The organism is Pseudomonas sp. NPDC047961 (assembly GCF_050272435.1).
Lineage (GTDB): Bacteria > Pseudomonadota > Gammaproteobacteria > Pseudomonadales > Pseudomonadaceae > Stutzerimonas.
In genome coordinates this window covers 269,625-291,237 of the sequence record NZ_JBNNMD010000002.1, presented here as the reverse complement: position 1 = coordinate 291,237, position 21,613 = coordinate 269,625, and the positions used below count along the sequence as shown (strand labels likewise).

The following is a 21,613-nucleotide window of genomic DNA, read 5'->3' as shown; positions in this document are numbered from 1 at the left end:
CGCAGCGCCGAGCAGTGGCGGTTCGCCGATCAACTGCGGCGTTCCACGATGAAGCAGGCCAGCTGGCGCAGCGGCTCGGCGCTGGGCCCGAACGGGGCGACGGCGTCGAGCGCCAGGTCACGCAGCTCCAGCGCATAGGCCTTGGCGCTGTCCATGCCGAGCAGTGACGGGTAGGTGGGCTTGTCACGCGCGATATCGGCACCCTGGTGTTTGCCCAGCGTAGCGGTGTCGCTTTCCACATCGAGGATGTCGTCTTGTACCTGGAACGCCAGGCCCACCGCTTGAGCGTACTGCTGCAATGCCGCCAGTTTCTGCTCATCGGCACGGCCACTGGCGAGGGCGCCGAGACGTACGCTGACTTCGATCAGCGCGCCGGTCTTGTGCCGGTGCATCAACTCCAGAGCGTTGCGGCCGAGCTTCAGTCCCACCGATCCCAGATCGATCGCCTGGCCGCCGACCATGCCGGCCGGGCCCGCGGCACGTGCCAGGCTGGCCAGCATGTCCAGGCGCAGGGATGGGTCGGATGGGTTGAGCGGGCCGCACGCCAGGGCTTCAAACGCGAGGCTCTGCAGGCCGTCACCGGCGAGAATCGCGCAGGCTTCGTCGAAGGCCTTGTGGGTGGTGGGTTGGCCACGGCGCAGGTCATCGTCGTCCATGGCTGGCAGATCATCGTGCACCAGCGAATAGGCATGAATCAGTTCGACGGCACAGGCTGCGCCATCGGCCAGGGCAACGTCACCTTCGAGCGCTTCGCAGGCGGCGTAGACCAGCAGGGGACGGACGCGCTTGCCTCCGTTCATCACGCTGTAGCGCATGGCCTGGTAAAGACGGTCGAGTTGCGGGCGCGGTGGGGAGAAGAGCGTGTCGAGGCAGTTGTCGACGCGTTGCTGGCAGCGTTTCTGGTAGTCGCCGATCATGCTTCGGAATCCGCCTCGAATGGCGCTTCCTGCAACTTGCCGTCACGCTCCAGAAGGATCTGCACTTTCTGTTCGGCTTGACTGAGCGCTGCCTGGCAGTCACGGGTCAGACCGATGCCCTGCTCAAAGCAGGTCAGCGAGTCTTCCAGCGACAGCTCGCCGCTTTCCAGACGCTCGACCAGCTGCTGCAACTCGGCGAGGGATTGTTCGAAATCGAGGGCGACTTTCTTGCGGGCCATGGCGGAACCTATTCTCTGCGGCTGCTCTGAAACGGGCGCGACACTAGCAGAGCTGGCCGGCATACGCCATAAGCCGAGCGGGCTAGAGGCCTGCCGGTGACGGCCAGTACATGGCCTGGAAATAGTAAAGGGTCATGCTGCTGCCCACCAGAATCACGAACAGACGCAACCAGGTCGCGGGCAGTTTCTTACTCAGCGCGCCGCCAGCGTAGCCGCCAAACGTGGTGCCCACCAGCAGGATCGCCAGCTCGTGGCCGCTCACCCGTCCGGCGATGACGAAGGTCGCTGTGGCGACGCTGTAGATCACGGCCGAGATCAGGTTTTTCAGCGCATTGGCGCGGACCAGCTGATGGCCTTCGATGGAAAACGCCGCCAGCTGCAGGATGCCCATGCCGGCCCCGAAATAGCCGCCGTAGATCGAGACCAGCGCGTGAGCGGCCAGCGATGTCGGGGCATGAGGCGGCACCGCATTATTGTCCTTGCGGCGCGCCGCGAGCCAGCGGCTCAACCAGGGACTGGCGGCGAACAGCGCGGTGGCGAGCAACAGCAGCCAGGGAATCAGCAGGCTGAAGACGTCATCGCCGCTGGCCAGCAGCAAAAGGCCGCCGAGCAAACCACCAATCAAGCCTGCCAGTAGCAGGGGGATCAGGTAGCGGCCAAGAGGGCGTAACGCCGAGCGTGCGGCCCAGGCGCCGGCGAGGCTGGCGGGCCAGAGCGCAACCGCGTTGGTCGCGTTGGCGGTCACTGGCGGCAAGCCTGTGGCAAGCAATGCTGGAAACGAAAAGAAGGTACCGCCGCCTGCGAGCGCATTCATGCCTCCCGCGGCAAAGCCGGCAGCGATCAATAGCAGCATATCGAACAAGGGCATCGGAAAGGCTCGAGGCAAAAAGAGACGAAGATTATCGCTGCCGCTGCGTTGCGCCAAGCACCTGCAATATCAGTCGCCAGCGGTTAGCGTCAGCCACATGCCGACAAGCCACGCGTTAGCGGAGCCGGGCGCGACGCCAAGTGCTGACCGGCGATTGTCAGGTCGCCTAGAACCGACTGCTACGGCTGCGTGGTGCCGGCCTTGATAGCCGCTGGCGAGCTGGTCAGCTCGTTGAGGATGCCGCAGCCATGCATGGCGCGATTGCCGGTGCAGCAGCTGCGTAGTTCCTGTAACTGACGCTCCAGGGCATGGAGGTTTTCCAGTCGCGTACGGACGCGTTCGAGCTGCTCGTCGATCAGGTGGTTGATGTCGCCGCAGCTGGCGTCCGGGTGATTGGAGAATTCAAGCAGCCGGCGAATATCAGCCAGCCCGATATCCAGTGCGCGGCAGTGGCGGATGAACGTCAGTTGCGCCAGCTGCCTGGAGGAATAGGATCGGTAGCCGTTGGAACCGCGCTCCGGGGCGGGCATCAAGCCGATCTTTTCGTAATAGCGAATGGTTTCGACATCGACGTTTGCCGCTGTGCTCAGCTCGCCTATGCGCATCATGGCCCCTGGTGATGGACTGATTTGACAAAAAGGATCTTGACCCTGGAGTTGCTCCAGGGTGTGCAATGGCTCCAAATATAGTTCAGGAGGCATTCCATGTCGTCGAGATGCTGTGATTCCGGTTGTTCAACCCCAGCGGTCAACCCGAGTTTTCGCAAGGCCCTTTGGGTCGCGCTGGCGATCAACCTGATCATGTTTGTCGTGGAGATCATCAGCGGGCTGCGTTCCGGCTCGGTTTCGCTGCTGGCCGATGCCATTGATTTCGCCGGCGACGCTGCCAACTACGGCATCACCCTGGTGGTGCTGTCGATGGGGCTGGTCTGGCGCTCTCGTGCTGCCATGGTCAAAGGCCTGACGATGCTGGCGTTCGGCGTGTTCGTGCTGGGCCGTGCGGGGTGGTCGGTATACGCCGATGTCGTTCCCGAACCGCTGACCATGGGCGTGATCGGCACGCTGGCGCTGATTGCCAACGTCGTCGTCGCGCTGATGCTTTACGCCTTCCGCGAAGGAGATTCGAACATGCGCTCGGTCTGGCTGTGCAGCCGCAACGACGCGATTGGCAACGTCGCTGTGATGATCGCCGCGGCAGGGGTCTTTGGTACCGGCGCTGCCTGGCCGGACCTTGTCGTTGCATTGGTCATGGCGGGGCTTGCCTTGTCAGCTGGCTTCTCGGTCGTCCGTCAGGCCCGTCAGGAGCTGGCCTCGCATCGTTAACGGCCGTTTGAGCAGTGCGCTGTGATCCGATGGGCGACGGTCGAGGCGGCGAAAGGTGCACGTCTCGTTCGGGCTCGCCATACAGGCAAGACGGCCGCTAACTGGCAATGGCGGCCACCACCGCGACGACGATCACTGCGGTGACCGCCAGGCCTCCTGCAGCCAGCTTTCCCACGGTCTCTGAACTCAGCCCCAGGGCTTTGTCTTTCATCTGTTTGCCGAACCGACCTTCGATGCGATGCAGGCCCTCGACCGGCTGGAACAGGTTGTCGGGTTGTTCATCACTGGCCGGCTCGTCGGTCATCTGGCCGCTCCAGGCCTGTTTGGCCATCATCCGGTCGAGCAGGCCGGGCATGAACATGTTGCCGATGATCGCCTGGAGTGAAGCACGCCCCAGCCAGAGCTCGCGCGGGGCATCGGTGGCTGCGCGCAGGATGGCGCGCGCGGCCACCTCAGGCGTGTGAATGGGGGGAACTGGCTGGGGGCGCTTGTTCATCTTGTTGCGCGACCAGTCGAACTGCGGCGTGTTGTGCGCCGGAAGCTGGACCATGGTCAGGCGGATTCGGCTGTTGGTATGAATCAGTTCGCAGCGTAGCGAATCGGTGAAGCCCCTGATCGCGAACTTGGCTGCGCAGTATGCCGATTGAAGCGGAATCGCGCGGTACGACAGCGCCGATCCGACCTGCACGATGGTGCCGCGGTTGCGCGTCTCCATGTGGCGCAGCGCAGCCAGCGTGCCATGCACGAACCCCAGGTAAGTGACGTCGGTGACGCGTTTGAACTCCGCAGCAGTGATTTTGTTGACCGGCCCGAACACTGTCGCCATGGCGGCGTTGACCCAAATTTCGATTGGCCCCAGCTCCGCCTCGATCCGCTCGGCGGCGCGATCGACGGCTTCGGCATCGGCGACATCGGCGGAGATCGCCAGCACCTTCGCCCCGGTCGCTTCCAGTTCTTCGCGCGTGTCGGACAGGCCCTGTTCACCGCGTGCGATCACCGCCACGCGAAAGCCCGCCCGCGCGAACGCATGGGCGGTTGCGCGGCCTACGCCAGCAGTGCCTCCACAGATCACGGCAGTCTGTTCGCGGTCGCTCATCTAAAAGCTCCTGTCTTGATGGGTTAGCGCAGAAGCGCGTTCCAGCCCGCATAGCGGTGGCGGATCGGTCCGCGTGGCAGGCTCAGGCCGATCACCAGCACGCCGGCGATCAAGCTGCCGATGGTTGCCGCGAACCCGGTCCCCTCGAGGAACGAAGGGGCGGCGATCAGCCAGGCGCCGATCGGCAGGTTGAGAAAGCGCATCGGGCGTGCCACTTCGGCGAAGGCCAGCACCGAGACGGTAATCAACAGTGAGCCCATCAGGTGGTCGCTGTTGGCCATGGCACCCTCGGTACCGAAGCTCAGGCGTGTGCACATCAGCCAGACGCCGAGGATACAAAGCAACGCGAGGCCCCACGGCAGGTTAACGCCGCGCAGCCCCTTCAAGGCCATGGACGACAGGCTACCGTCGAACTCGGGTGTGTTGTCCTCCCGCGCACCCTCCATCGCATCGCCCTGCCAGAAGGTTTTCCAGAAAGGTTTGCCGCGCTGACGCGCATCCTTGAGGAACTGCCCCATGGCCACCAGCTCGTCCAGGGCATAGGGCATCATCACCAGCATGGCCAGTGCCTGGATCAGGCAGAGGGTGCACCAGGTGTCGATGAAGATCGGCTGCGCAATGATGAAGAAGATACTCACCGCGCCTAGCGGCACTACCACCACGCCGAATGCGGCGACCATCCAGGGCATGGTTCGCCAGCGTCGTGCATCGCCCATCACCGCCATCAGCAGCTCGATCATGTAGGCCATGACGCCGACACCAGCGTCCGATACCGGCCAGGCGCGGGACATGTCAGAGGTGATGATGGTTTCGGTGCCGTTGGGCTGCGTACCGAAGAAGGGATCCCAGGCATTGGCGGTATGCCCCAGCTGGTAACCGGCCAGATAGCGAGCCAGCAAAATGCCGATAACCGCAAGCAAGGCGATGGGCAACCGCTGCATCCAGGTGGAGGGGTTGTAGTCCCAGCCTGGCGGCACGGCGGCCTTCTGCATCATGCCGCTCATGCTCATGCCGGGCATCATCGGCACCAGTGTCGAGAAGGCGATCACCAGTCCGCCGACCAGAAGGGCGTTGCCGTAGCTGGCGGGCGAGGGCGTCCAGAACAGCAGCGGCGCGAACATCAGCCAGAGACCCATGACGGTATTCGCCCACTGCGCCCAGGCAATACGTTTCAGTGAGAGGATCGAGAACAGTACGATCAAGGCGCCACTGACCACGTCGCTCCAGGTCATCAGCAGCGCGCGGGCGGGCACATCCGGCAGCTCGCGCTCGATCGCCAATCGCGGCAAGTCGAGATCGGTTGGCGCTATGTTCAGGTAGCCAAAGATAAAGGGAGCGCTGAGTACCCAAAAGCCCAGCAGCACATTGACGAAGTGACACCACAGGGTGGCCAGGTGGCGGCGTTCCATCATTTGCATGTGTGCGTCCATGCCCATGTCAGCTGGCATGGCGCCCTGTCTCAGGTATTCACCTTGATGCTCCACGAATCCCCCCGAGGCCGGATTGATCGATGACGCTAACAGCCGCTGGTGCCGCGGTTGCAGCGGCGTTGCTGTTCAGTGGACCGGAGGGGGATGAGGGAGTTGCAACAAAATGAAACGGAGTGCGGACCGATGGCGATCCGCAGTGTTCGTGATTCTGCCGCTTAGGTGTCGGAACAGCTCGGCTCGGTCGTGAAGGTCTTGGATGAATCCACCAGGCCTACCTTTTCCAGAGTACGGCGACCGATCAGAACCGGGTAATTCATCTTGTCTCGATCGTTCAGCGAGAACTGCTCTTCGTACATCTGGTTGCCCAGGCAGACCTTCATCAGCACCACCGGACGTTCTTCAGAGCCGCCGGCGCCTCGCACCTTGATGTCGCGCACCATCTTGCGCTCCAGGCGGGTTCTGACGTCTTTGTCTGTATCCACATCCTCCAGTTCGACTGTGAAGCGCACCCATTCGTCGCCATCTTTTTCAAAACGGTCGATATTTTCGGCGTGCATGGACGAGGTCAACGCGCCGGTGTCGAGCTTGAATTTCACCGCGACCTGCTCAGGAAGGATCAAGCCTTTCTCGACCCACCCGAGTACTTGCGGCGAGCTTGCAAGGGCTGTTCCGCTGACTACGGCAGCCAGCAGGGCGGCCAGGATTGACGGGGTATGGCGGGATAAACGGGAGCGTACCGGACGGCGCATCTGTCACCTCAGAAGTCAGCGAATGCTGTGGATTCCATAGAGTGCTATTGCCGACAGCAGTTCAAGTTGGCTGCGGCTCGAAGCGAAGCGGCGCGCGTAGACCTCGGTCGGTTGATGCTGACTCATTGGCAATAGCCATCGGCATGATTGATAAAAACAATCGGACAGTTGGGCTTTTTTGGACTCCACCAGTAGGGCCGCTTGCATTCAATGCCGTCAGCGGCCCCATTTCACTAAAGGAGGTTGTTTCCAAGGGAAGTCATAAGAATCGAGAGGTGAACCATGTTCGTCCATAACAAACGACTTCAATACACCGTGCGTGTCGCTGCGCCCAATCCGGGCCTTGCAAACCTGATGCTCGAACAATTCGGCGGGCCCCAGGGCGAGTTGGCCGCTGCCATGCGTTACTTCGTTCAGGGTGTGTCCGAGGATGATCCGGGCCGCAAGGATATGCTCATGGACATTGCCACCGAGGAGCTCAGCCACCTCGAAGTCATCGGCTCCATCGTCGGTATGCTCAACAAGGGCGCCAAGGGCGAGCTGTCCGAAGGTGTCGAGAAGGAAGCGGATTTGTATCGCTCGCTGACCGGTGGCGGCAACGATTCGCATATCACTTCGTTGCTCTATGGCGGCGGCCCAGCCTTGACCAACTCTGCGGGTGTGCCCTGGACGGCAGCCTATGTCGACTCCATCGGCGAGCCGACGGCGGACCTGCGTTCCAACATCGCAGCCGAGGCGCGCGCCAAGATCGTCTATGAGCGGCTCATCAACGTGACCGACGATCCAGGCATTAAAGACGCACTGAAATTCCTGATGACCCGGGAAATCGCGCATCAGAAATCGTTCGAGAAAGCGCTGCACGCCATCCAGCCCAATTTTCCTCAGGGCAAACTGCCGGGCGATCCGCAATTTGCCAACGTCTACTACAACCTGTCGCAAGGCGAAGGCGATCTGCGTGGACCCTGGAATCAGGGGCCGGAGTGGGAGTTCGTCGAAGATCCGCAACCGGCGGTGGACGGCGGCGATGGCAAGCCTTCGGTCGATCTGAGCAAGGCCCAGCAGAAAGTGGTCCAGCAGATGGCGGTGCGGACCCAGTCCGATGTCTCCGTTGACCCGCTGACCGGGGCTGATCTCGGTTCGGGCGCTGCGGTTAGCAAAGGCAAGTCTTGATCGGCTAAGTACGCGGCCGATGGCGTCTGCACAGGCGCATGCGCTGCGTATCGTTGATTGATGAGCTGAAAAGCCGGCCATGGGCCGGCTTTTTCGTTGTCAGGTCAGTCCTGTGTCGGAGCGAACCGGTACTCAGCGACGGCTGAGCAACGGCACCACGGTGCGCGAGCTAGGGCGACCTAGTGTTTCGCTGATGGCCACGCTAAGCGTGTGCTGTGTGAACGGCTTTGCCAGTGTGTGCACAGGACGGCCTTCTTCGGCCAGTTCTGCGTAGCCGCTGACCAGTAGGATCGGCAGCTCCGGTCTCTCGCCCCTAACGATCTTGGCCAGCTGGGTGCCCGTCATGCCCGGCATCATCTGATCGGTGATCAGGATGTCAAAAGCTCGCTGCTGGCGCAGAACACTCAGCGCTGCCTCGCCACCATCGACACTGGTGACCTGATGGCCCATGTCTTCGAGCAGCGCGGCGGTGTTGGCTAGCACCAGGGGGTCGTCGTCCACGATGAGGATTGTCAGCGCCGGTACGGGGGGCAAGGCGGGCTCGACTTTGTCATCCGAGGCTGTCACGCCCCGCTGATCGGAGACGCCCAAGGGTAACCACAGCTCGATAGTCGTTCCCGTTTCTGGGCTGCTTTCGATTGTCAGACTCCCGCCCGACTGTTCGACTAGACCGTGTGCCATCGATAGACCAAGGCCCGTACCTTTACCCGGCCCCTTGGTGGTGAAGAAGGGTTCCGTGGCGCGTGCGAGCGTTTCCTGGCTCATGCCGATTCCGGTGTCACGCACGATCAAGGCGACGTATTCCAGCATGCCTTCCGCTGCCGCGCGCAGCTGCCCCTCGATGCAGATGGTGCCGCCCGTTGGCATGGCATCCCGAGCATTGACCACCAGGTTGATCAGCACCATTTCGAGCTGGTTCGCATCCACGTAAGCCGGCGGCAAGCTGAGGGGGAACCGAGTTTCGATGTTGATATTGGCGTTGACAGAGCGGCGTAGCAGCTCGCGCATGTTCAGCACCAGGTCTTGCAGCACGACCGAACTGGGATTCAGCTCTTGTTTGCGCGCGAATGCCAGCATTCGCTGCACCAGGCTCGCACCGCGCTGTGTCGCCAGCAACGCGTTGTCGATCAGGGGGGCGGTACGCGTCGTGTCGTGCGGCAGCCGCTTGCGAAGCAGTTCGAGATTTCCGCCTACTACTGCAAGCAGGTTGTTGAAGTCATGAGCGATGCCGCCGGTGAGCTTACCAATGGCCTCCATCTTTTGCGCCTGACGCAGCGCCGCCTCGGCGTGGCGGCGTTCAGTAATGTTCACCAGGCCACCTATGATGAGAGGGCCTTGGGTTGTCTGCTCGAGCCGGGTTGAGGCCAGGACGTCGATGAACGCACCCGCTCGGGCCACCAGTCGGTACTCGGCGTTAAGGAATTCGCCTGTTTTCAATAACACGGGCCAGTCCTGGCTAAGCATCTGCCGTGCGGAACGCTCGGTCATGAAGTTGATCAGCGGCCGGCCGATGACGTCCTCACGGCGATGGCCCATCAACACCAACCAGGCATCGCTTACCGATTCCAGCCGACCCTGTTCGTCCAGCGAATGCAGCGGCAACGGCGTTTTGCTGTACAGCTCGCGAAATCGCTCTTCACTCTGGCGCAGCGCCGCGGCTTCGCGCTCGCTGAGGCTCGCCATGCGCCTGTCGTACATCGAAGCAGTAAGCCCCAGAAAAAGCACGACAAAGGTTGATCCGGCAACCGCCAGCGCTAGCGTCAGCAGGTCCAGGCCACCACCCGGAAGCGCTGGCGTCGCATCGTCCAGCGGCGTGAAATGTGCACCAGCCATCGCGGAGTAATGCATACCTGCCACGGCGAAGCCCATGGCAACGGCCGAGATGGCCTGCAGCGACAAGCGCCGGCTTCGAGTGGAGAGCCAGAGTGCAACGGTAGCTGCGCCGATGCCGATGCCGAACGAGATGGTCACCCACAGCGGGTCATAGGAAAGCTGCGCATGCATCGTCATCGCAGCCATACCCATGTAATGCATTGCGCCGATCCCGAGCCCCATGAACAGGCCGCCAATCCCCAGCGTGGTACGAGTCAGCCCGCGGCTGGCCACAGCCAAGAAGCTTACGGCTGTGACTACTATGGGGACGACCAGCGACCAGAGCGTCAGGGGTATGTCGTATCGAATCTGCATGCCGGGCATGCCGAACGCGAGCATTCCGACAAAGTGCATCGACCAAATGCTGCCGCCCATGCACACAGCCGCTGCGCATAACCAGGCGTGGCTAATCCAGTCTGCCGAGGCACGAGCTCGGCTGGCCAGGTCCAGCGCGGTGAAAGAGCCTGCGACCGCGATTAGGATGGACAGGCTTACCAATGCGACGTTGTAGGTGGTGGTCATCGCAAATCCAATATGACTTCTAGAGCTGTTTCTTAGGTATTGCACGGGATGACGAGTAAAACCATGCCGCTAGTCTAGCGGTCATTACCCACCGTTCTACGAAATCACCTCTGATAGACAGTCCGCAGCGGGTTTTGTGTGATCTGGTGTCGATACTTCGTCGGACAGGTTGCTATTCGGCGGCTGATCGTTGCCCTGCGGCGTGCTCAGGCTTCGCTTGAGACGTGCCTCAGAAGCGTGTCCAGCTGCAAGCGGTACGGATTGGTCAGCGCTGATCAATTTGAGGGTGCAGGGGCAACAATACGCCCACGGCGTCAACGAGAGTCGCGTAGCCGGCGATGTCGTCACCAATGCACGTACTGGCTGGCCTCTGCTGGACTGCGATCAGCGCCGGGAGGCTCATTTGGGCGTCGTTAACCTTTTCGGCCGCGACTACTACGACAATCTGCCAATCAACGGCGGCTTCGGTCGTTATTACCAACTCGCGCCGGGGCGGACGGTTGAAAGCCGGGAGCAAGCTCACGTTCAAATAAGGTAGTACGAAAATCGAGGCATAAAAAAGCCGGCTTGTGGCCGGCTTTTCTTCAGTGCTTCGGCTTACTTCTGATAAGCCTCGGCAGCTTTGATGATGGCGGCGCGGGCGGCATCGGCGCCTTCCCAGCCTTCGACCTTGACCCACTTGCCCTTCTCCAGATCCTTGTAGTTCTCGAAGAAGTGCTTGATCTGCTCGATCAGCAGCGGCGGCAGGTCGGTGTATTCCTTCACGTCCACATACAGCTGGCTCAGCTTGTCATGCGGGACGGCGATCAGCTTGGCGTCGCCGCCGGCTTCGTCGGTCATGTTCAGCACGCCCACTGGACGGCAGCGGATGACGGAGCCTGGGGCAACCGGGTAGGGCGTCACGACCAGTACGTCTAGCGGGTCGCCGTCATCGGCCAGGGTGTGCGGGATGAAGCCGTAGTTGGCCGGGTAGAACATCGGCGTGGCCATGAAGCGGTCGACGAACAGGCAGTCGGTGTCGTGATCGATTTCGTATTTGATCGGCGCGTGGTTGGCCGGGATTTCGATGGCGACGTAGATGTCGTTTGGCAGGTCTTTGCCGGCCGGGACTTTGCTGTAGCTCATGAACATTGCTCCGTGGTCGGCCGAGGCGGCCTGGGGCGAAAAAAGTGGGCGCGATTATAGGCGCAGTGTCGGGCGTTTTGCCATGCCGGCGGTGGCGAAGCTCCCTGGTCCGGCAATGCGCGTATTCGACGGTCACAAATCAGTGAGGTTCCGCGTATTGCGGATGGTCGCCTTACAGTTGCTGCAGGCGTGTTAGCGGGTCCTGTCGATAGAAGGCCGCCAGCTGTCGGTAGACATCAGGATAGGCCTCGTGCAGCACATCCGGTGCGCTGAAAAAATACTCGCTGGTGACGGCGAAGAACTCTGCTGGGTTTTCCGCGGCGTACGGATCGATTGCCGTGTGGGCATCAGAATCGGCGTCCAGCGTGGTATTGAGCGAGTCGTAAGCGTTTTGCATTGCGTGGGCCCAATCCTCGATACGCATGTTGCGGTGCAGCGGGGGCAGGCCGTTGGCGTCGCCATTGAGCATGTCGAGTTTGTGCGCAAGCTCGTGGATCACCAGGTTGTAGCCTTCCCAGGTGCCGCTCTGCTGGACCCCCGGCATGGCCAGAATCACCGGCCCCTGCAACCAGGCTTCGCCGCTGTGTTCGCCATCCCACTCGTGCATCACGCCAGCGGAATCGCGGTGCTTCTGCGGACTATGGAAATCATCGGGGTAGATGACGATTTCATGGAAGCCCTGATACCAGTCCAGATCAGCCAGGCGCAGCAAGGGCAGCTCTGCCTGTGCGGCCAGACGCAGGCGACTTGTAAGGTCTAGCTCGACTCCGGGCAGCGCGGTCAGGCGCTTGGCGTGCAGAAACAGCAGGCTGCGCTCGCGCAAGCGCTCGGTCTCCTCGACGCTTAAACCCTCGAGAATCGGCAAGCTGTCGAGCACGCTTTGCCAGAGCGCCGGCTCGATGGCGAGACGGGCGAGGATGCGCTTGCGGCGCCAGTCGCGGAGTGACCACATGAAGGAGTTTCCTGCCGGGAGGGCGTCAACCTTAAGCGGGGCGCACGGCGTCAGCAAGCCGCATAGATGCTCCAACCTATCAGCCGCGAACCACGGGGCGTCATGCTGAACGTACTACCCTCCAGATCGGGGCCTATCGGCACTCAATCTAACTTGATGAACGGGAGCACCAATGAGCGAATCGGACGTTTCACCCAAACCGACGTTGATCAATCCGCCCGGACTCTACGATCCCGCCCCCAACGGTTATTCCCACGTAGCGCTGGTGCCAGGAGGTACGCGGCTAGCGTTTATCGCAGGGCAGGGAGGTGAAACGGTGGACGGTCGGCTATCCGAAGATTTCCGCGACCAAGTCCGTCAGGCGATGGCGAACCTCTTGATTGCCATCGAGGCGGCAGGCGGGCTGCCCTCGCAGGTAGCCAAGCTGACGGTGCTCATTGTCGATCACTGCGAGCAACGCTTAGGCATTCTCGGCGATGAACTGGCGCGGGCGTTCGGAGCGCAGATGAAGCCGGCCTGCACGCTGATACCAGTGCCTCGCTTGGCGTTGGATGGCATGTTGTTCGAGGTGGATGCCGTGGTGGTATTGCCGGAGGCGTGACCATCATTGGGCGGGAAGCGCTCTGCTGGAGAGGCTGGCAGCGCTGGCGAGAGCTGGGTGGCCATCCATCAGAAAGGCACTCAGCCCAGCAGGAAATTGCTGGCTTTTGGCGAGTCGTCCTCGAGGCTGAGCACTTCCGCTTCGTCCTTCAGCGTCACCCCTGAGAGTTGGCGGCGGCAGGCTTCGCGCATCAGGTGGATCAGGCGGTGCGCGGCTAGGTTGTAGCTCAGGCCCTCCAGGCGGATGTTGGAGATGCAGTTGCGATCGGCATCGGTACGGCCGACCTTCGGGTCGTATGTGAAGTACAGGCCGAGGCTGTCCGGCGAGCTCAAGCCTGGGCGTTCGCCCACGAGCATCACCACCATTTTCGCCTTGAGCCGCTCGCCCACTTCATCGCCCAGCGCGACACGGCCCTGTTGCACCAGACTGATGGGGGCGAGGCTCCAGCCATCCTTTTCGATCTGTTCTTCGATGCGCTGAAGCAAGGGTAGGGCGTGGCGCTGGACGGCGAGCGCTGACAGGCCATCGGCAATGACGATCGCCAGGTCGTAGCCCTCGGCGTGTTCAGTGGTGTGGTCTGTCAGCTGTTCGGCGGAAGGCTCGTCCAGCCGTCGTCCCAGGTCCGGGCGCTGGAGGTAAATGTAGCGGTCAGCGGCTGCGGAGCGCAGTTGCAGGGTCCTGAACCCTTTGTCCTGAAGCTGATGAGCCAGTTCTTCGGTGTCGAGGGACAGATGCACGGCGTCGCGTGCCTGGGCATGAGCGAACTGGAAATCCAGCTGGGCATCGGTGGGCAGGCTGGTGCCGGCACGGCCCAGGGCGATGCGCGCTGGCGTGAGCTGGCGCAGGTGAGCCCAGGGGTTGGTGATGGCGGTGGGCTTATCAGGCATGGCGACCTCCGAAGGGTATGCATGCTCGGTTTGCGAGCAAGGAGTGTGCATTCCCCGCTCCGGCAGGTCTTCGCATGGGGTTGATCGCCAGCAAGCTGGCTCCTACGAAACGCGGGCCGTGCGGTATCTGTAGGAGCCAGCTTGCTGGCGATCCGAGGCATGCACGGACATGGCCAGACTTCAGCGGGCTGCATGGGCTCGACGGCGTCATGCCAGCCGCTCCGGCGCCTGGCCGAAGGCCGGAGGTGGCTCGCTGCCCATCTGCGGCCGTCCGCCTTCCTGGCGCAGCTCCGTAGGATGGGTTGAGCCTGCGATACCCATCGTCGGCCAAGATTTGATGGGTATCGCTTCGCTCAACACCATCCTACTGGTCGTCACACCAGCCGCTCCAGCGCCTGGCGAAAGGCGGGCGGGAGCTGTTCACCCATCCGCAGCCGTCCGCCGTCCTGGCGCAGGATGTCCATCTTCGCCAGCCATTCCTCGAACTCCGGTGCGGGCCTGAGTCCCAGGCTCTGGCGCAGATAGAGCGCGTCGTGGAATGAAGTGGTCTGGTAGTTGAGCATCACGTCGTCCGAGCCCGGAATACCCATGATGAAGTTTATGCCGGCGGTGCCAAGCAGGGTCAGCAGCACATCCATGTCGTCCTGATCGGCTTCGGCATGGTTGGTGTAGCAGATGTCGCAGCCCATGGGCACGCCGAGCAGTTTGGCGCAGAAGTGGTCTTCCAGCCCAGCGCGGATGATCTGCTTGCCGTTGTAGAGGTACTCCGGGCCGATGAACCCGACCACGGTATTGACCAGTAGCGGCTTGAATTTGCGCGCCACGGCGTAGGCGCGGGCCTCACAGGTCTGCTGGTCGACGCCGTGATGCGCATTGGCCGACAAGGCGCTGCCCTGGCCGGTCTCGAAGTACATCAGGTTGTCGCCAACCGTGCCGCGTTTCTGCGACAGGCCGGCCTCGTAGCCCTCTTGCAACACCGCCAGGTTGATGCCGAAGCTGGTGTTGGCTGCCTCGGTGCCGGCGATGGACTGGAACACGAGATCCAGCGGCGCGCCACGGTTGATCGCCTCAATGGAGGTGGTGACGTGGGTGAGGATGCAGCCTTGGGTTGGGATTTCATAACGCTGAATGATGGCGTCGAGCATCTTCAACAGTTCGCAGATGCCGCTGGTGCTGTCGGTGGCCGGGTTGATGCCGATCACCGCATCACCGTTGCCGTAAAGCAGGCCGTCAACAATGCTTGCGGCAATGCCGGCGGCCTCGTCCGTGGGGTGATTGGGTTGCAGGCGGGTGGACATGCGTCCGCGCAGGCCAATGGTGTTGCGAAAGCGGGTTACGACGCGCACTTTCTGCGCCACTAGGATCAAGTCCTGCACGCGCATGATCTTCGACACCGCGGCGACCATCTCCGGCGTCAGCCCCGGCGCCAGGGCTTTCAGCGCCGCCTCGTCTGCAGCATCGCCGAGCAGCCAGTTGCGAAAATCGCCCACGGTCAGATGGCTGACCGGGGCGAAGGCTTCGACGTCGTGGCTGTCGATGATCAGGCGGGTGACTTCATCCGTCTCGTAAGGAATCAGCGCTTCGTCGAGGAAGCGCTTGAGCGGGATCTGCGCCAGGCACATCTGTGCGGCGACGCGCTCGGCGTCGCTGCCCGCGGCGACTTCCGCGAGGAAATCACCGGAGCGCGCCGGGCTGGCCTTGGCCATCACCTCGCGCAGGCTGTCGAAGTGCCAGTTGGTGCCGCCTACGCTGTGCGTGTATCCCGCCATGCTCGCCCCCCATAGCAAGCTGTGAAAACTACCTGCGTTGGCATTCCTGCGTTAAAAGCGGCCTCGGTTGCGAGCCCAGTCGGCAGGCTCATTTCCAACGTAGGCTCGTACGCGAACCCGGTCCGCTTCAGTCCGCCCATGATGCGCACGGTTCGGTGGGCTAAAGCCCACCCTACTAACTACTTCAACGCCGCCTCGGCGTTCTCGATCGCTGCGAATTCTTCTTCCGGCGTGCCCGCGACCAGATGGTGACGGCTGTAGATCGCGAAGTAGGCGATGAAGACGCCATAGATCACCGCGGCGGCAATGACGACACGCGGGTCGACGAGGAAGCCCGCCACCACCGCGATGCAGGCCAGCACCAGCGCGACGCCGGAAGTCAGTACGCCACCGGGCGTCTTGTATGGGCGATGCAGGTCCGGACGGCGCATCCGCAGGACGATGTGTGAGGCCATCATCAGCACGTAGGAGATAGTCGCGCCGAACACCGCGACGAGGATCAGCAAGTCGCCCTGGCCGGTCAACGAGAGCAGAAAGCCGATGATGCCGGGGATGATCAAGGCCATAACCGGCGCCTTGTTCTTGTTGGTCAGCGACAGTTTGCGCGGCAGGTAGCCGGCCCGCGACAGCGCGAAGATCTGCCGCGAGTAGGCGTAGATGATCGAGAAGAAGCTGGCGATTAGACCGGCCAGCCCGACCAGATTGACGAAGCCGCTCATCCAGGTGGACGACCCGTAGGCGGTGGTCAGCGCCTCGACCAGCGGATTGCCGGATTCCACGAGGGTGCTGGAGCCGGCACCACCGGGCCCGACCAACAGGATCAGGCCGGCAAAGGCCACCAGAATCAGCATGGCGCCGATCAGCCCACGTGGCATGTCGCGCTGCGGGTTCTTGGTTTCCTCGGCGGCCAGCGGTACGCCCTCGACCGCAAGGAAGAACCAGATCGCGTAAGGGATAGCTGCCCAGATCCCCACATAGCCATAGGGCAGAAAGCTGCTGGCGCCGGCGGCGGTGGTCGGCGCGATGTCGAGCAGTTTATCGACCGAGAAGTGCGGCACCATCGCGACGATGAAGACGCCCAGCGCTAGCGCGGCGACCGCGGTGATGATGAACATCAGCTTCAACGCCTCGCCGACGCCGAAGATATGGATGCCGATAAAGATGATGTAGAAGGCCAGGTAGATCGCCCAGCCGCCAATGCCGAACAGCGATTCGCAGTAAGCGCCAATGAACACGGCGATGGCCGCGGGGGCGATTGCGTACTCGATCAGGATCGCCGTGCCGGTGAGAAAGCCTCCCAGCGGGCCGAAGGCGCTTCGGGCGAAACCATAGCCGCCGCCTGCTGTGGGAATCATCGAAGAGAGTTCGGCGAGTGAAAAGCACATGCACAGGTACATGGTCGCCATCAGCAGCGTGGCGATGAACAGCCCGCCCCAGCCGCCCTGAGCGAGGCCGAAGTTCCAGCCAGCGTAGTCGCCGGAAATCACGTAGGCGACGCCCAGGCCCACCAGCAGCACCCAACCGGCGGCGCCTTTCTTCAGTTCGCGTTCCTGGAAATAGGTGCTGCCAACTGCTTCGAAATCGATGGCGTGGGAAGGGGGTGTCGCACTGCTGTGTTCGAGAGCCATGGGAATCATCCTTTGATGGGTTCGGGTACGGCAGGATCGTTAAAGCAAGCGCTGTGCCTTTGCGGTTTCTACGGCGTTGGGGGATCTCTTGAGTGAAAAGGCAGCCACGCGTGCACCAGCCCGACGCCTTACGGCGCGGGCGGGCACTGTTTATGGGCTAGAAGAAACCCAGCGGATTGATGTCGTAGCTGATCAGCAGGTTCTTGGTCTGCTGGTAGCTGTCGAGGATCATCTTGTGGGTCTCGCGACCGACGCCGGACTTCTTGTAGCCACCGAACGCCGCGTGCGCGGGGTAGAGGTGGTAGCAGTTGGTCCACACACGTCCAGCCTTGATCGCGCGGCCCATGCGATAAGCGCGGTTGATGTCGCGGGTCCAGACGCCTGCACCCAGGCCGTACTCGGTGTCATTGGCGATGGCCAGGGCTTCGGCTTCGTCCTTGAAGGTCGTGACGCCGATGACCGGGCCGAAGATTTCCTCCTGGAACACGCGCATCTTGTTCGTGCCCTTGAGCAGGGTCGGCTGGATGTAATAGCCGGTGGCGAGCGAACCTTCGAGTTTCTCCACGCCGCCGCCAGTGAGCACTTCGGCGCCTTCCTGCTTGGCGATTTCCAGGTAGGACATGATCTTGTCGAACTGCTGCTGGCTGGCTTGGGCGCCGACCATGGTGTCGGTGTCCAGCGGGTCGCCGCGCTTGATCTGCGCGACCTTCTTCATCACCGCTTCCATGAACGGCCCGTAGATCGACTCCTGCACCAGCGCCCGCGACGGGCAGGTGCAGACTTCGCCCTGGTTGAAGAAGCCCAGTACCAGGCCTTCAGCGGCTTTCTCGATGAACGTCGGCTCGGCCTGCATGATGTCTTCGAAGTAGATGTTCGGGCTCTTGCCGCCCAGCTCAACGGTGCTCGGGATGATGGCCTCAGCGGCGCGCTTCATGATGTGCGAGCCGACCGGGGTCGAGCCGGTGAAGGCGATCTTGGCAATGCGCTTGCTGCTGGCCAGGGCTTCGCCGGCCTCACGGCCGTAACCCTGAACGACATTGAGCACGCCCGGGGGCAGCAGATCACCGATCACTTCCATCAGCACGGCGATGCCCAACGGCGTTTGCTCGGCCGGCTTCAAGACCACGCAGTTGCCCGCGGCCAGCGCAGGGGCGAGTTTCCAGGCGGCCATCAGGATCGGGAAGTTCCAGGGAATGATTTGTCCGACCACGCCCAGCGGTTCGTGGAAGTGATAGGCCGCGGTGTGCTCGTCGATCTCGGCTGCGGTGCCCTCCTGGGCGCGGATGCACCCAGCGAAGTAGCGGAAGTGGTCTGCAGCCAATGGGATGTCGGCGTTCAGGGTTTCACGCACGGCCTTGCCGTTATCCCAGGTTTCGGTGATGGCGAGCATTTCGAGGTTCTGCTCGATGCGATCAGCGATCTTCAACAGGACAAGAGAGCGCGCCTGCGCGCTGGTCTTGCCCCAGGCATCGGCGGCGGCATGCGCTGCGTCCAGGGCTTTTTCGATGTCGGCGGCGTCGGAGCGGGGGAATTCGGCGATCGGCTGGCCGTTCACCGGGGACAGGTTGGTGAAGTATTGCCCGTTGGCTGGCTCGACGAACTCGCCGTTGATGAAGTTGCCGTAACGGGACTTGAAGGAAACGACAGCGCCTTCGCTGCCGGGATGGGCGTAACGCATGATGAGTCTCCGGGACTTGTAATTGTGTGGGACTGCTGTGATGCAGCGTAGAACAAAGTCCGTTCGTCGGCTGGCGAGGCGACGTGCGGTGTACCGCTGGTCGGGCATTGGCAGCGCCAGTGCTGTGCTAATCTGCGCCGCAGTTTTCGGCGCCGACAGGCGTGGCTGTGCCGCCTGATCCGATTGCCCGGCGCGGCGCTTTTCAGAGGTCATTCATGCATATCCATATTCTCGGCATCTGCGGCACCTTCATGGGTTCGCTGGCGGTGCTGGCCAAGGAACTGGGCCATCGCGTCACTGGCTCCGACGCCAACGTCTACCCCCCAATGAGCACCCAGCTCGAAGCTCAGGGCATCGAGCTGACCCAAGGCTATGAGCCAAGCCAGCTCGAGCCCGCGCCTGATTTAGTGGTGGTCGGCAATGCACTATCCCGCGGCAATCCGGCCGTCGAGTACGTGCTGAACAAGGGCCTGCCCTATGTGTCCGGCCCCCAATGGTTGGCCGATCACGTGCTGCAGGGGCGCTGGGTGCTGGCCGCCGCCGGTACCCACGGCAAGACCACGACGAGCAGCATGCTCGCCTGGGTGCTGGAACATGCCGGGATGAGCCCAGGTTTTCTCATTGGTGGGGTGCCGCAGAATTTCGGTATATCCGCGCGCTTGGGCGGCACGCCATTCTTCGTGGTCGAGGCGGACGAATACGACAGCGCCTTCTTCGACAAGCGCAGCAAGTTCGTCCATTACCGTCCGCGCACGGCGATCCTGAACAACCTCGAATTCGACCACGCTGATATCTTCCCCGACCTCGCCGCCATCGAAAGGCAGTTCCATCATCTGGTACGCACCGTGCCCAGCGAAGGCCTGATCATTCATCCCGAGTCTGAAACGGCGCTCAAACGTGTCATCGGCATGGGCTGCTGGACGCCGGTGCAGACCACCGGTGACGGCGGGCAATGGCAGGCCAACCTGCTCAGCGCTGACGGTTCGCGCTTCGAGGTGATCTTCGAGGGCGCCGTACAGGGTGTGGTTGACTGGGAATTGACGGGCCTGCACAACGTCAACAACGCGCTGGCCACACTCGCGGCGGCGCGGCATGTCGGCGTGCTACCGAAGCAGGGCGCCGAGGCGTTGAGCGAGTTCCTGAGCGTCAAACGACGCATGGAGAAGGTCGCCGAAGTCAACGGTGTGACCATCTACGACGATTTCGCCCATCACCCGACTGCCATCGCCACGACCCTTGACGGGCTGCGCAAGCAGGTGGGCGATACGCCGATCATTGCCGTGGTCGAGCCGCGCTCCAATTCGATGAAGCTCGGCGCTCACCGCGAGGGGCTGGCCGAATCCGTAGCGCTGGCCGATCAGGCGATCTGGTACGCACCGCCGAATCTTGGCTGGGATCTGGCCGCTACGGTCGCCGGCTCGCCTGTGGAAACGACTGTGTGCGACTCACTTGAGGCGATCATCGCCAAGGTCAAAGCCGATGCCACGCCGGGAACGCAGGTGGTGGTGATGAGCAATGGCGGTTTTGGTGGATTGCACGGCAAGTTGGCTGAAGCGCTGGTGTAAAGCTGGTTGGTGGGCTGAAGCCCACCCTACGGTGCTGATGCGATAGGTTCGATTGAAGTTGCGGCTCCATGCGGGCGGCGATTTTGTAGGGTGGGCGTCAGCCCACAAAAAGGAAGCACGACGCGATAGCGCGGAGAGAACTACGAATGAGCGGCCCCGAACGCATCACCTTAGCCATGACCGGAGCATCCGGCGCGCAGTACGGCCTGCGCCTGCTCGACTGCCTGATCCAGGAAGACCGCGAGGTCCATTTCCTGATTTCCAAGGCGGCGCAACTGGTGATGGCAACCGAGACCGATGTCGTGCTGCCGGCCAAACCACAGGCCATGCAGGCGTTTCTCTCTGAATACACGGGCGCCGCGGCCGGGCAAATCCGTGTGTTCGCCAAAGAAGACTGGATGGCACCACCGGCATCCGGTTCAGGCGCACCGACTGCCATGGTGGTGGTGCCGTGCTCGACCGGCACCCTATCGGCAATCGCCACGGGCGCCTGCAACAACCTGATCGAGCGCGCTGCGGACGTGGCGCTCAAGGAGCGTCGCCAGCTGATTCTGGTGCCTCGCGAAGCACCATATTCGAGCATTCACCTGGAGAACATGCTCAAACTGTCCAACCTCGGCGCCACCATTCTCCCGGCGTCTCCGGGCTTCTATCATCAGCCGCAGACCATCGACGATCTGGTGGATTTCGTGGTCGCGCGCGTCCTTAATCTGCTCAACATTCCACAGGACATGCTGCCGCGCTGGGGCGAGCACCATATCGTCAGCGACGATTAAGCACGGCCGCACCTGCGTTCGCCCAACCCATGAGGACGCGCCGATGAAACGATCGACTATCCGGCTCGGCTCAACGCTGGCGCTCGTCCTACTGCTCTCCGGTTGCGCCACGGTGCGCACCCTCGATGCTGCCAAGCCCGGCGCGCCTGTCGTCTACTCCGGCACTCGCCTGGACTGGTACAGCCTCAACGGCGGTTGCTGTCCGCTGGACCGTTTCGGTGCCGAGCCACCCAGGCATGCAGCCATCGACCTGCCGGCCAGCGCGTTGCTCGACACCCTGCTGTTGCCCTTCGCTCTGGCTGCGGTGCTCGGCATCGGGCTTGGTGTCAGCGGCGGTCTCTGAAGTGCCAGAGGTGGCAGTTAGGTTGGCTATTACTGATCTGAGTCCAGCGCGGCTGTTCTGAAGGGGGCATAGTCACCGGTAGCCAAAACGTGTGCGCTTGGTTG

Annotated in this window: 21 protein-coding genes; 6 read left to right on the top strand and 15 right to left on the bottom strand. The window is 62.3% G+C overall.

Features of this window, described 5'->3' with window-relative positions; translation table 11 throughout:
* Positions 1–29: 29 nt before the first annotated feature.
* The 4 genes from ACQKIK_RS07640 to cadR form a co-directional block, all read right to left on the bottom strand.
* Positions 30–917 carry a polyprenyl synthetase family protein gene (locus ACQKIK_RS07640; protein WP_499135468.1) on the bottom strand — a complete coding sequence of 296 codons (888 nt, stop codon included), beginning with the start codon at positions 915–917 and terminating at the stop codon, positions 30–32.
* A complete protein-coding gene (locus ACQKIK_RS07635) occupies positions 914–1,156 on the bottom strand; it encodes an exodeoxyribonuclease VII small subunit (RefSeq protein ID WP_045424316.1) in 243 nt (80 codons plus the stop codon). The genes ACQKIK_RS07640 and ACQKIK_RS07635 overlap by 4 nt, the downstream gene beginning before the upstream one ends.
* Positions 1,157–1,238: 82 nt before the next feature.
* Complete coding sequence (locus ACQKIK_RS07630) at positions 1,239–2,024, bottom strand: sulfite exporter TauE/SafE family protein (RefSeq protein ID WP_499135467.1); 786 nt, start codon at positions 2,022–2,024, stop codon at positions 1,239–1,241.
* A 179-nt stretch (positions 2,025–2,203) separates the two neighbouring features.
* On the bottom strand, positions 2,204–2,632 hold the full coding sequence (cadR, locus tag ACQKIK_RS07625) for a Cd(II)/Pb(II)-responsive transcriptional regulator (RefSeq protein ID WP_499135465.1): 429 nt from the start codon (positions 2,630–2,632) through the stop codon (positions 2,204–2,206).
* A gap of 96 nt (positions 2,633–2,728) precedes the next feature.
* Here cadR and ACQKIK_RS07620 point away from each other — a divergent pair, with 96 nt between their 5' ends.
* Positions 2,729–3,346: a cation efflux transmembrane domain-containing protein gene (locus ACQKIK_RS07620; RefSeq protein WP_046163190.1), complete on the top strand. Its 618-nt coding sequence runs from the start codon at positions 2,729–2,731 to the stop codon at positions 3,344–3,346.
* A gap of 97 nt (positions 3,347–3,443) precedes the next feature.
* Here the strand turns inward: ACQKIK_RS07620 and ACQKIK_RS07615 are convergent, their stop codons facing one another.
* The 3 genes from ACQKIK_RS07615 to rloA3 form a co-directional block, all read right to left on the bottom strand.
* A complete protein-coding gene (locus tag ACQKIK_RS07615) occupies positions 3,444–4,442 on the bottom strand; it encodes an SDR family oxidoreductase (RefSeq protein WP_463308940.1) in 999 nt (332 codons plus the stop codon).
* Between the two features lie 23 nt (positions 4,443–4,465).
* Positions 4,466–5,860, bottom strand: coding sequence for a vitamin K epoxide reductase family protein (locus ACQKIK_RS07610; protein WP_499135464.1), 1,395 nt, complete (start codon positions 5,858–5,860; stop codon positions 4,466–4,468).
* Between the two features lie 227 nt (positions 5,861–6,087).
* Complete coding sequence (gene rloA3, locus ACQKIK_RS07605; RefSeq protein ID WP_499135463.1) at positions 6,088–6,621, bottom strand: retropepsin-like aspartic peptidase RloA3; 534 nt, start codon at positions 6,619–6,621, stop codon at positions 6,088–6,090.
* A gap of 282 nt (positions 6,622–6,903) precedes the next feature.
* Between rloA3 and ACQKIK_RS07600 the strand changes: the two genes are divergently transcribed.
* The gene (locus ACQKIK_RS07600; protein ID WP_045424334.1) at positions 6,904–7,791 is read left to right on the top strand and encodes a manganese catalase family protein; all 888 of its coding nucleotides are present in this window, start codon (positions 6,904–6,906) and stop codon (positions 7,789–7,791) included.
* Positions 7,792–7,923: 132 nt separating this feature from the next.
* Here ACQKIK_RS07600 and ACQKIK_RS07595 read toward each other — a convergent pair whose 3' ends face one another.
* The 3 genes from ACQKIK_RS07595 to ACQKIK_RS07585 form a co-directional block, all read right to left on the bottom strand.
* Positions 7,924–10,185 (bottom strand): MHYT domain-containing protein, encoded by a 2,262-nt coding sequence (locus tag ACQKIK_RS07595; protein ID WP_499135462.1) that lies wholly within the window; start codon positions 10,183–10,185, stop codon positions 7,924–7,926.
* Positions 10,186–10,782: 597 nt separating this feature from the next.
* Positions 10,783–11,310, bottom strand: a complete 528-nt coding sequence (gene ppa / locus ACQKIK_RS07590) for an inorganic diphosphatase (protein ID WP_015275614.1) — start codon at positions 11,308–11,310, stop codon at positions 10,783–10,785.
* Positions 11,311–11,482: 172 nt separating this feature from the next.
* The gene (locus ACQKIK_RS07585) at positions 11,483–12,262 is read right to left on the bottom strand and encodes a M90 family metallopeptidase (protein WP_499135461.1); all 780 of its coding nucleotides are present in this window, start codon (positions 12,260–12,262) and stop codon (positions 11,483–11,485) included.
* Positions 12,263–12,434: 172 nt separating this feature from the next.
* On the opposite strand from ACQKIK_RS07585, the gene ACQKIK_RS07580 reads away from it, so the two are divergent.
* Positions 12,435–12,863, top strand: coding sequence for a RidA family protein (locus ACQKIK_RS07580; RefSeq protein ID WP_463286993.1), 429 nt, complete (start codon positions 12,435–12,437; stop codon positions 12,861–12,863).
* A gap of 80 nt (positions 12,864–12,943) precedes the next feature.
* Here ACQKIK_RS07580 and eutC read toward each other — a convergent pair whose 3' ends face one another.
* The 5 genes from eutC to exaC form a co-directional block, all read right to left on the bottom strand.
* Positions 12,944–13,750 carry an ethanolamine ammonia-lyase subunit EutC gene (gene eutC / locus ACQKIK_RS07575; RefSeq protein WP_499135460.1) on the bottom strand — a complete coding sequence of 269 codons (807 nt, stop codon included), beginning with the start codon at positions 13,748–13,750 and terminating at the stop codon, positions 12,944–12,946.
* 207 nt (positions 13,751–13,957) lie between these two features.
* A complete protein-coding gene (locus ACQKIK_RS07570) occupies positions 13,958–14,128 on the bottom strand; it encodes a hypothetical protein (protein ID WP_499135459.1) in 171 nt (56 codons plus the stop codon).
* A complete protein-coding gene (locus tag ACQKIK_RS07565; protein WP_499135457.1) occupies positions 14,125–15,519 on the bottom strand; it encodes an ethanolamine ammonia-lyase subunit EutB in 1,395 nt (464 codons plus the stop codon). The genes ACQKIK_RS07570 and ACQKIK_RS07565 overlap by 4 nt, the downstream gene beginning before the upstream one ends.
* 179 nt (positions 15,520–15,698) lie before the next feature.
* A complete protein-coding gene (gene eat, locus ACQKIK_RS07560) occupies positions 15,699–17,147 on the bottom strand; it encodes an ethanolamine permease (protein ID WP_499135456.1) in 1,449 nt (482 codons plus the stop codon).
* Positions 17,148–17,304: 157 nt separating this feature from the next.
* On the bottom strand, positions 17,305–18,825 hold the full coding sequence (gene exaC / locus ACQKIK_RS07555) for an acetaldehyde dehydrogenase ExaC (RefSeq protein WP_499135454.1): 1,521 nt from the start codon (positions 18,823–18,825) through the stop codon (positions 17,305–17,307).
* Between the two features lie 215 nt (positions 18,826–19,040).
* Between exaC and mpl the strand changes: the two genes are divergently transcribed.
* The 3 genes from mpl to ACQKIK_RS07540 all read left to right on the top strand — a co-directional run bounded on the left by mpl (position 19,041) and on the right by ACQKIK_RS07540 (position 21,509).
* Positions 19,041–20,390: a UDP-N-acetylmuramate:L-alanyl-gamma-D-glutamyl-meso-diaminopimelate ligase gene (gene mpl, locus ACQKIK_RS07550; RefSeq protein ID WP_499135452.1), complete on the top strand. Its 1,350-nt coding sequence runs from the start codon at positions 19,041–19,043 to the stop codon at positions 20,388–20,390.
* Positions 20,391–20,536: 146 nt separating this feature from the next.
* Positions 20,537–21,166 (top strand): flavin prenyltransferase UbiX, encoded by a 630-nt coding sequence (gene ubiX / locus ACQKIK_RS07545; RefSeq protein ID WP_045424362.1) that lies wholly within the window; start codon positions 20,537–20,539, stop codon positions 21,164–21,166.
* A 43-nt stretch (positions 21,167–21,209) separates the two neighbouring features.
* Complete coding sequence (locus ACQKIK_RS07540) at positions 21,210–21,509, top strand: YceK/YidQ family lipoprotein (protein ID WP_045424365.1); 300 nt, start codon at positions 21,210–21,212, stop codon at positions 21,507–21,509.
* Positions 21,510–21,613: the final 104 nt, after the last annotated feature.

Coding starts and splice junctions, on each gene's coding strand:
- ACQKIK_RS07640 (WP_499135468.1), bottom strand. CDS start 917: ATGATCGGCGACTACCAGAAACGCTGCCAGCAACGCGTCGACAACTGC.
- ACQKIK_RS07635 (WP_045424316.1), bottom strand. CDS start 1,156: ATGGCCCGCAAGAAAGTCGCCCTCGATTTCGAACAATCCCTCGCCGAG.
- ACQKIK_RS07630 (WP_499135467.1), bottom strand. CDS start 2,024: ATGCCCTTGTTCGATATGCTGCTATTGATCGCTGCCGGCTTTGCCGCG.
- cadR (WP_499135465.1), bottom strand. CDS start 2,632: ATGATGCGCATAGGCGAGCTGAGCACAGCGGCAAACGTCGATGTCGAA.
- ACQKIK_RS07620 (WP_046163190.1), top strand. CDS start 2,729: ATGTCGTCGAGATGCTGTGATTCCGGTTGTTCAACCCCAGCGGTCAAC.
- ACQKIK_RS07615 (WP_463308940.1), bottom strand. CDS start 4,442: ATGAGCGACCGCGAACAGACTGCCGTGATCTGTGGAGGCACTGCTGGC.
- ACQKIK_RS07610 (WP_499135464.1), bottom strand. CDS start 5,860: ATGCAAATGATGGAACGCCGCCACCTGGCCACCCTGTGGTGTCACTTC.
- rloA3 (WP_499135463.1), bottom strand. CDS start 6,621: ATGCGCCGTCCGGTACGCTCCCGTTTATCCCGCCATACCCCGTCAATC.
- ACQKIK_RS07600 (WP_045424334.1), top strand. CDS start 6,904: ATGTTCGTCCATAACAAACGACTTCAATACACCGTGCGTGTCGCTGCG.
- ACQKIK_RS07595 (WP_499135462.1), bottom strand. CDS start 10,185: ATGACCACCACCTACAACGTCGCATTGGTAAGCCTGTCCATCCTAATC.
- ppa (WP_015275614.1), bottom strand. CDS start 11,310: ATGAGCTACAGCAAAGTCCCGGCCGGCAAAGACCTGCCAAACGACATC.
- ACQKIK_RS07585 (WP_499135461.1), bottom strand. CDS start 12,262: ATGTGGTCACTCCGCGACTGGCGCCGCAAGCGCATCCTCGCCCGTCTC.
- ACQKIK_RS07580 (WP_463286993.1), top strand. CDS start 12,435: ATGAGCGAATCGGACGTTTCACCCAAACCGACGTTGATCAATCCGCCC.
- eutC (WP_499135460.1), bottom strand. CDS start 13,750: ATGCCTGATAAGCCCACCGCCATCACCAACCCCTGGGCTCACCTGCGC.
- ACQKIK_RS07565 (WP_499135457.1), bottom strand. CDS start 15,519: ATGGCGGGATACACGCACAGCGTAGGCGGCACCAACTGGCACTTCGAC.
- eat (WP_499135456.1), bottom strand. CDS start 17,147: ATGGCTCTCGAACACAGCAGTGCGACACCCCCTTCCCACGCCATCGAT.
- exaC (WP_499135454.1), bottom strand. CDS start 18,825: ATGCGTTACGCCCATCCCGGCAGCGAAGGCGCTGTCGTTTCCTTCAAG.
- mpl (WP_499135452.1), top strand. CDS start 19,041: ATGCATATCCATATTCTCGGCATCTGCGGCACCTTCATGGGTTCGCTG.
- ubiX (WP_045424362.1), top strand. CDS start 20,537: ATGAGCGGCCCCGAACGCATCACCTTAGCCATGACCGGAGCATCCGGC.
- ACQKIK_RS07540 (WP_045424365.1), top strand. CDS start 21,210: ATGAAACGATCGACTATCCGGCTCGGCTCAACGCTGGCGCTCGTCCTA.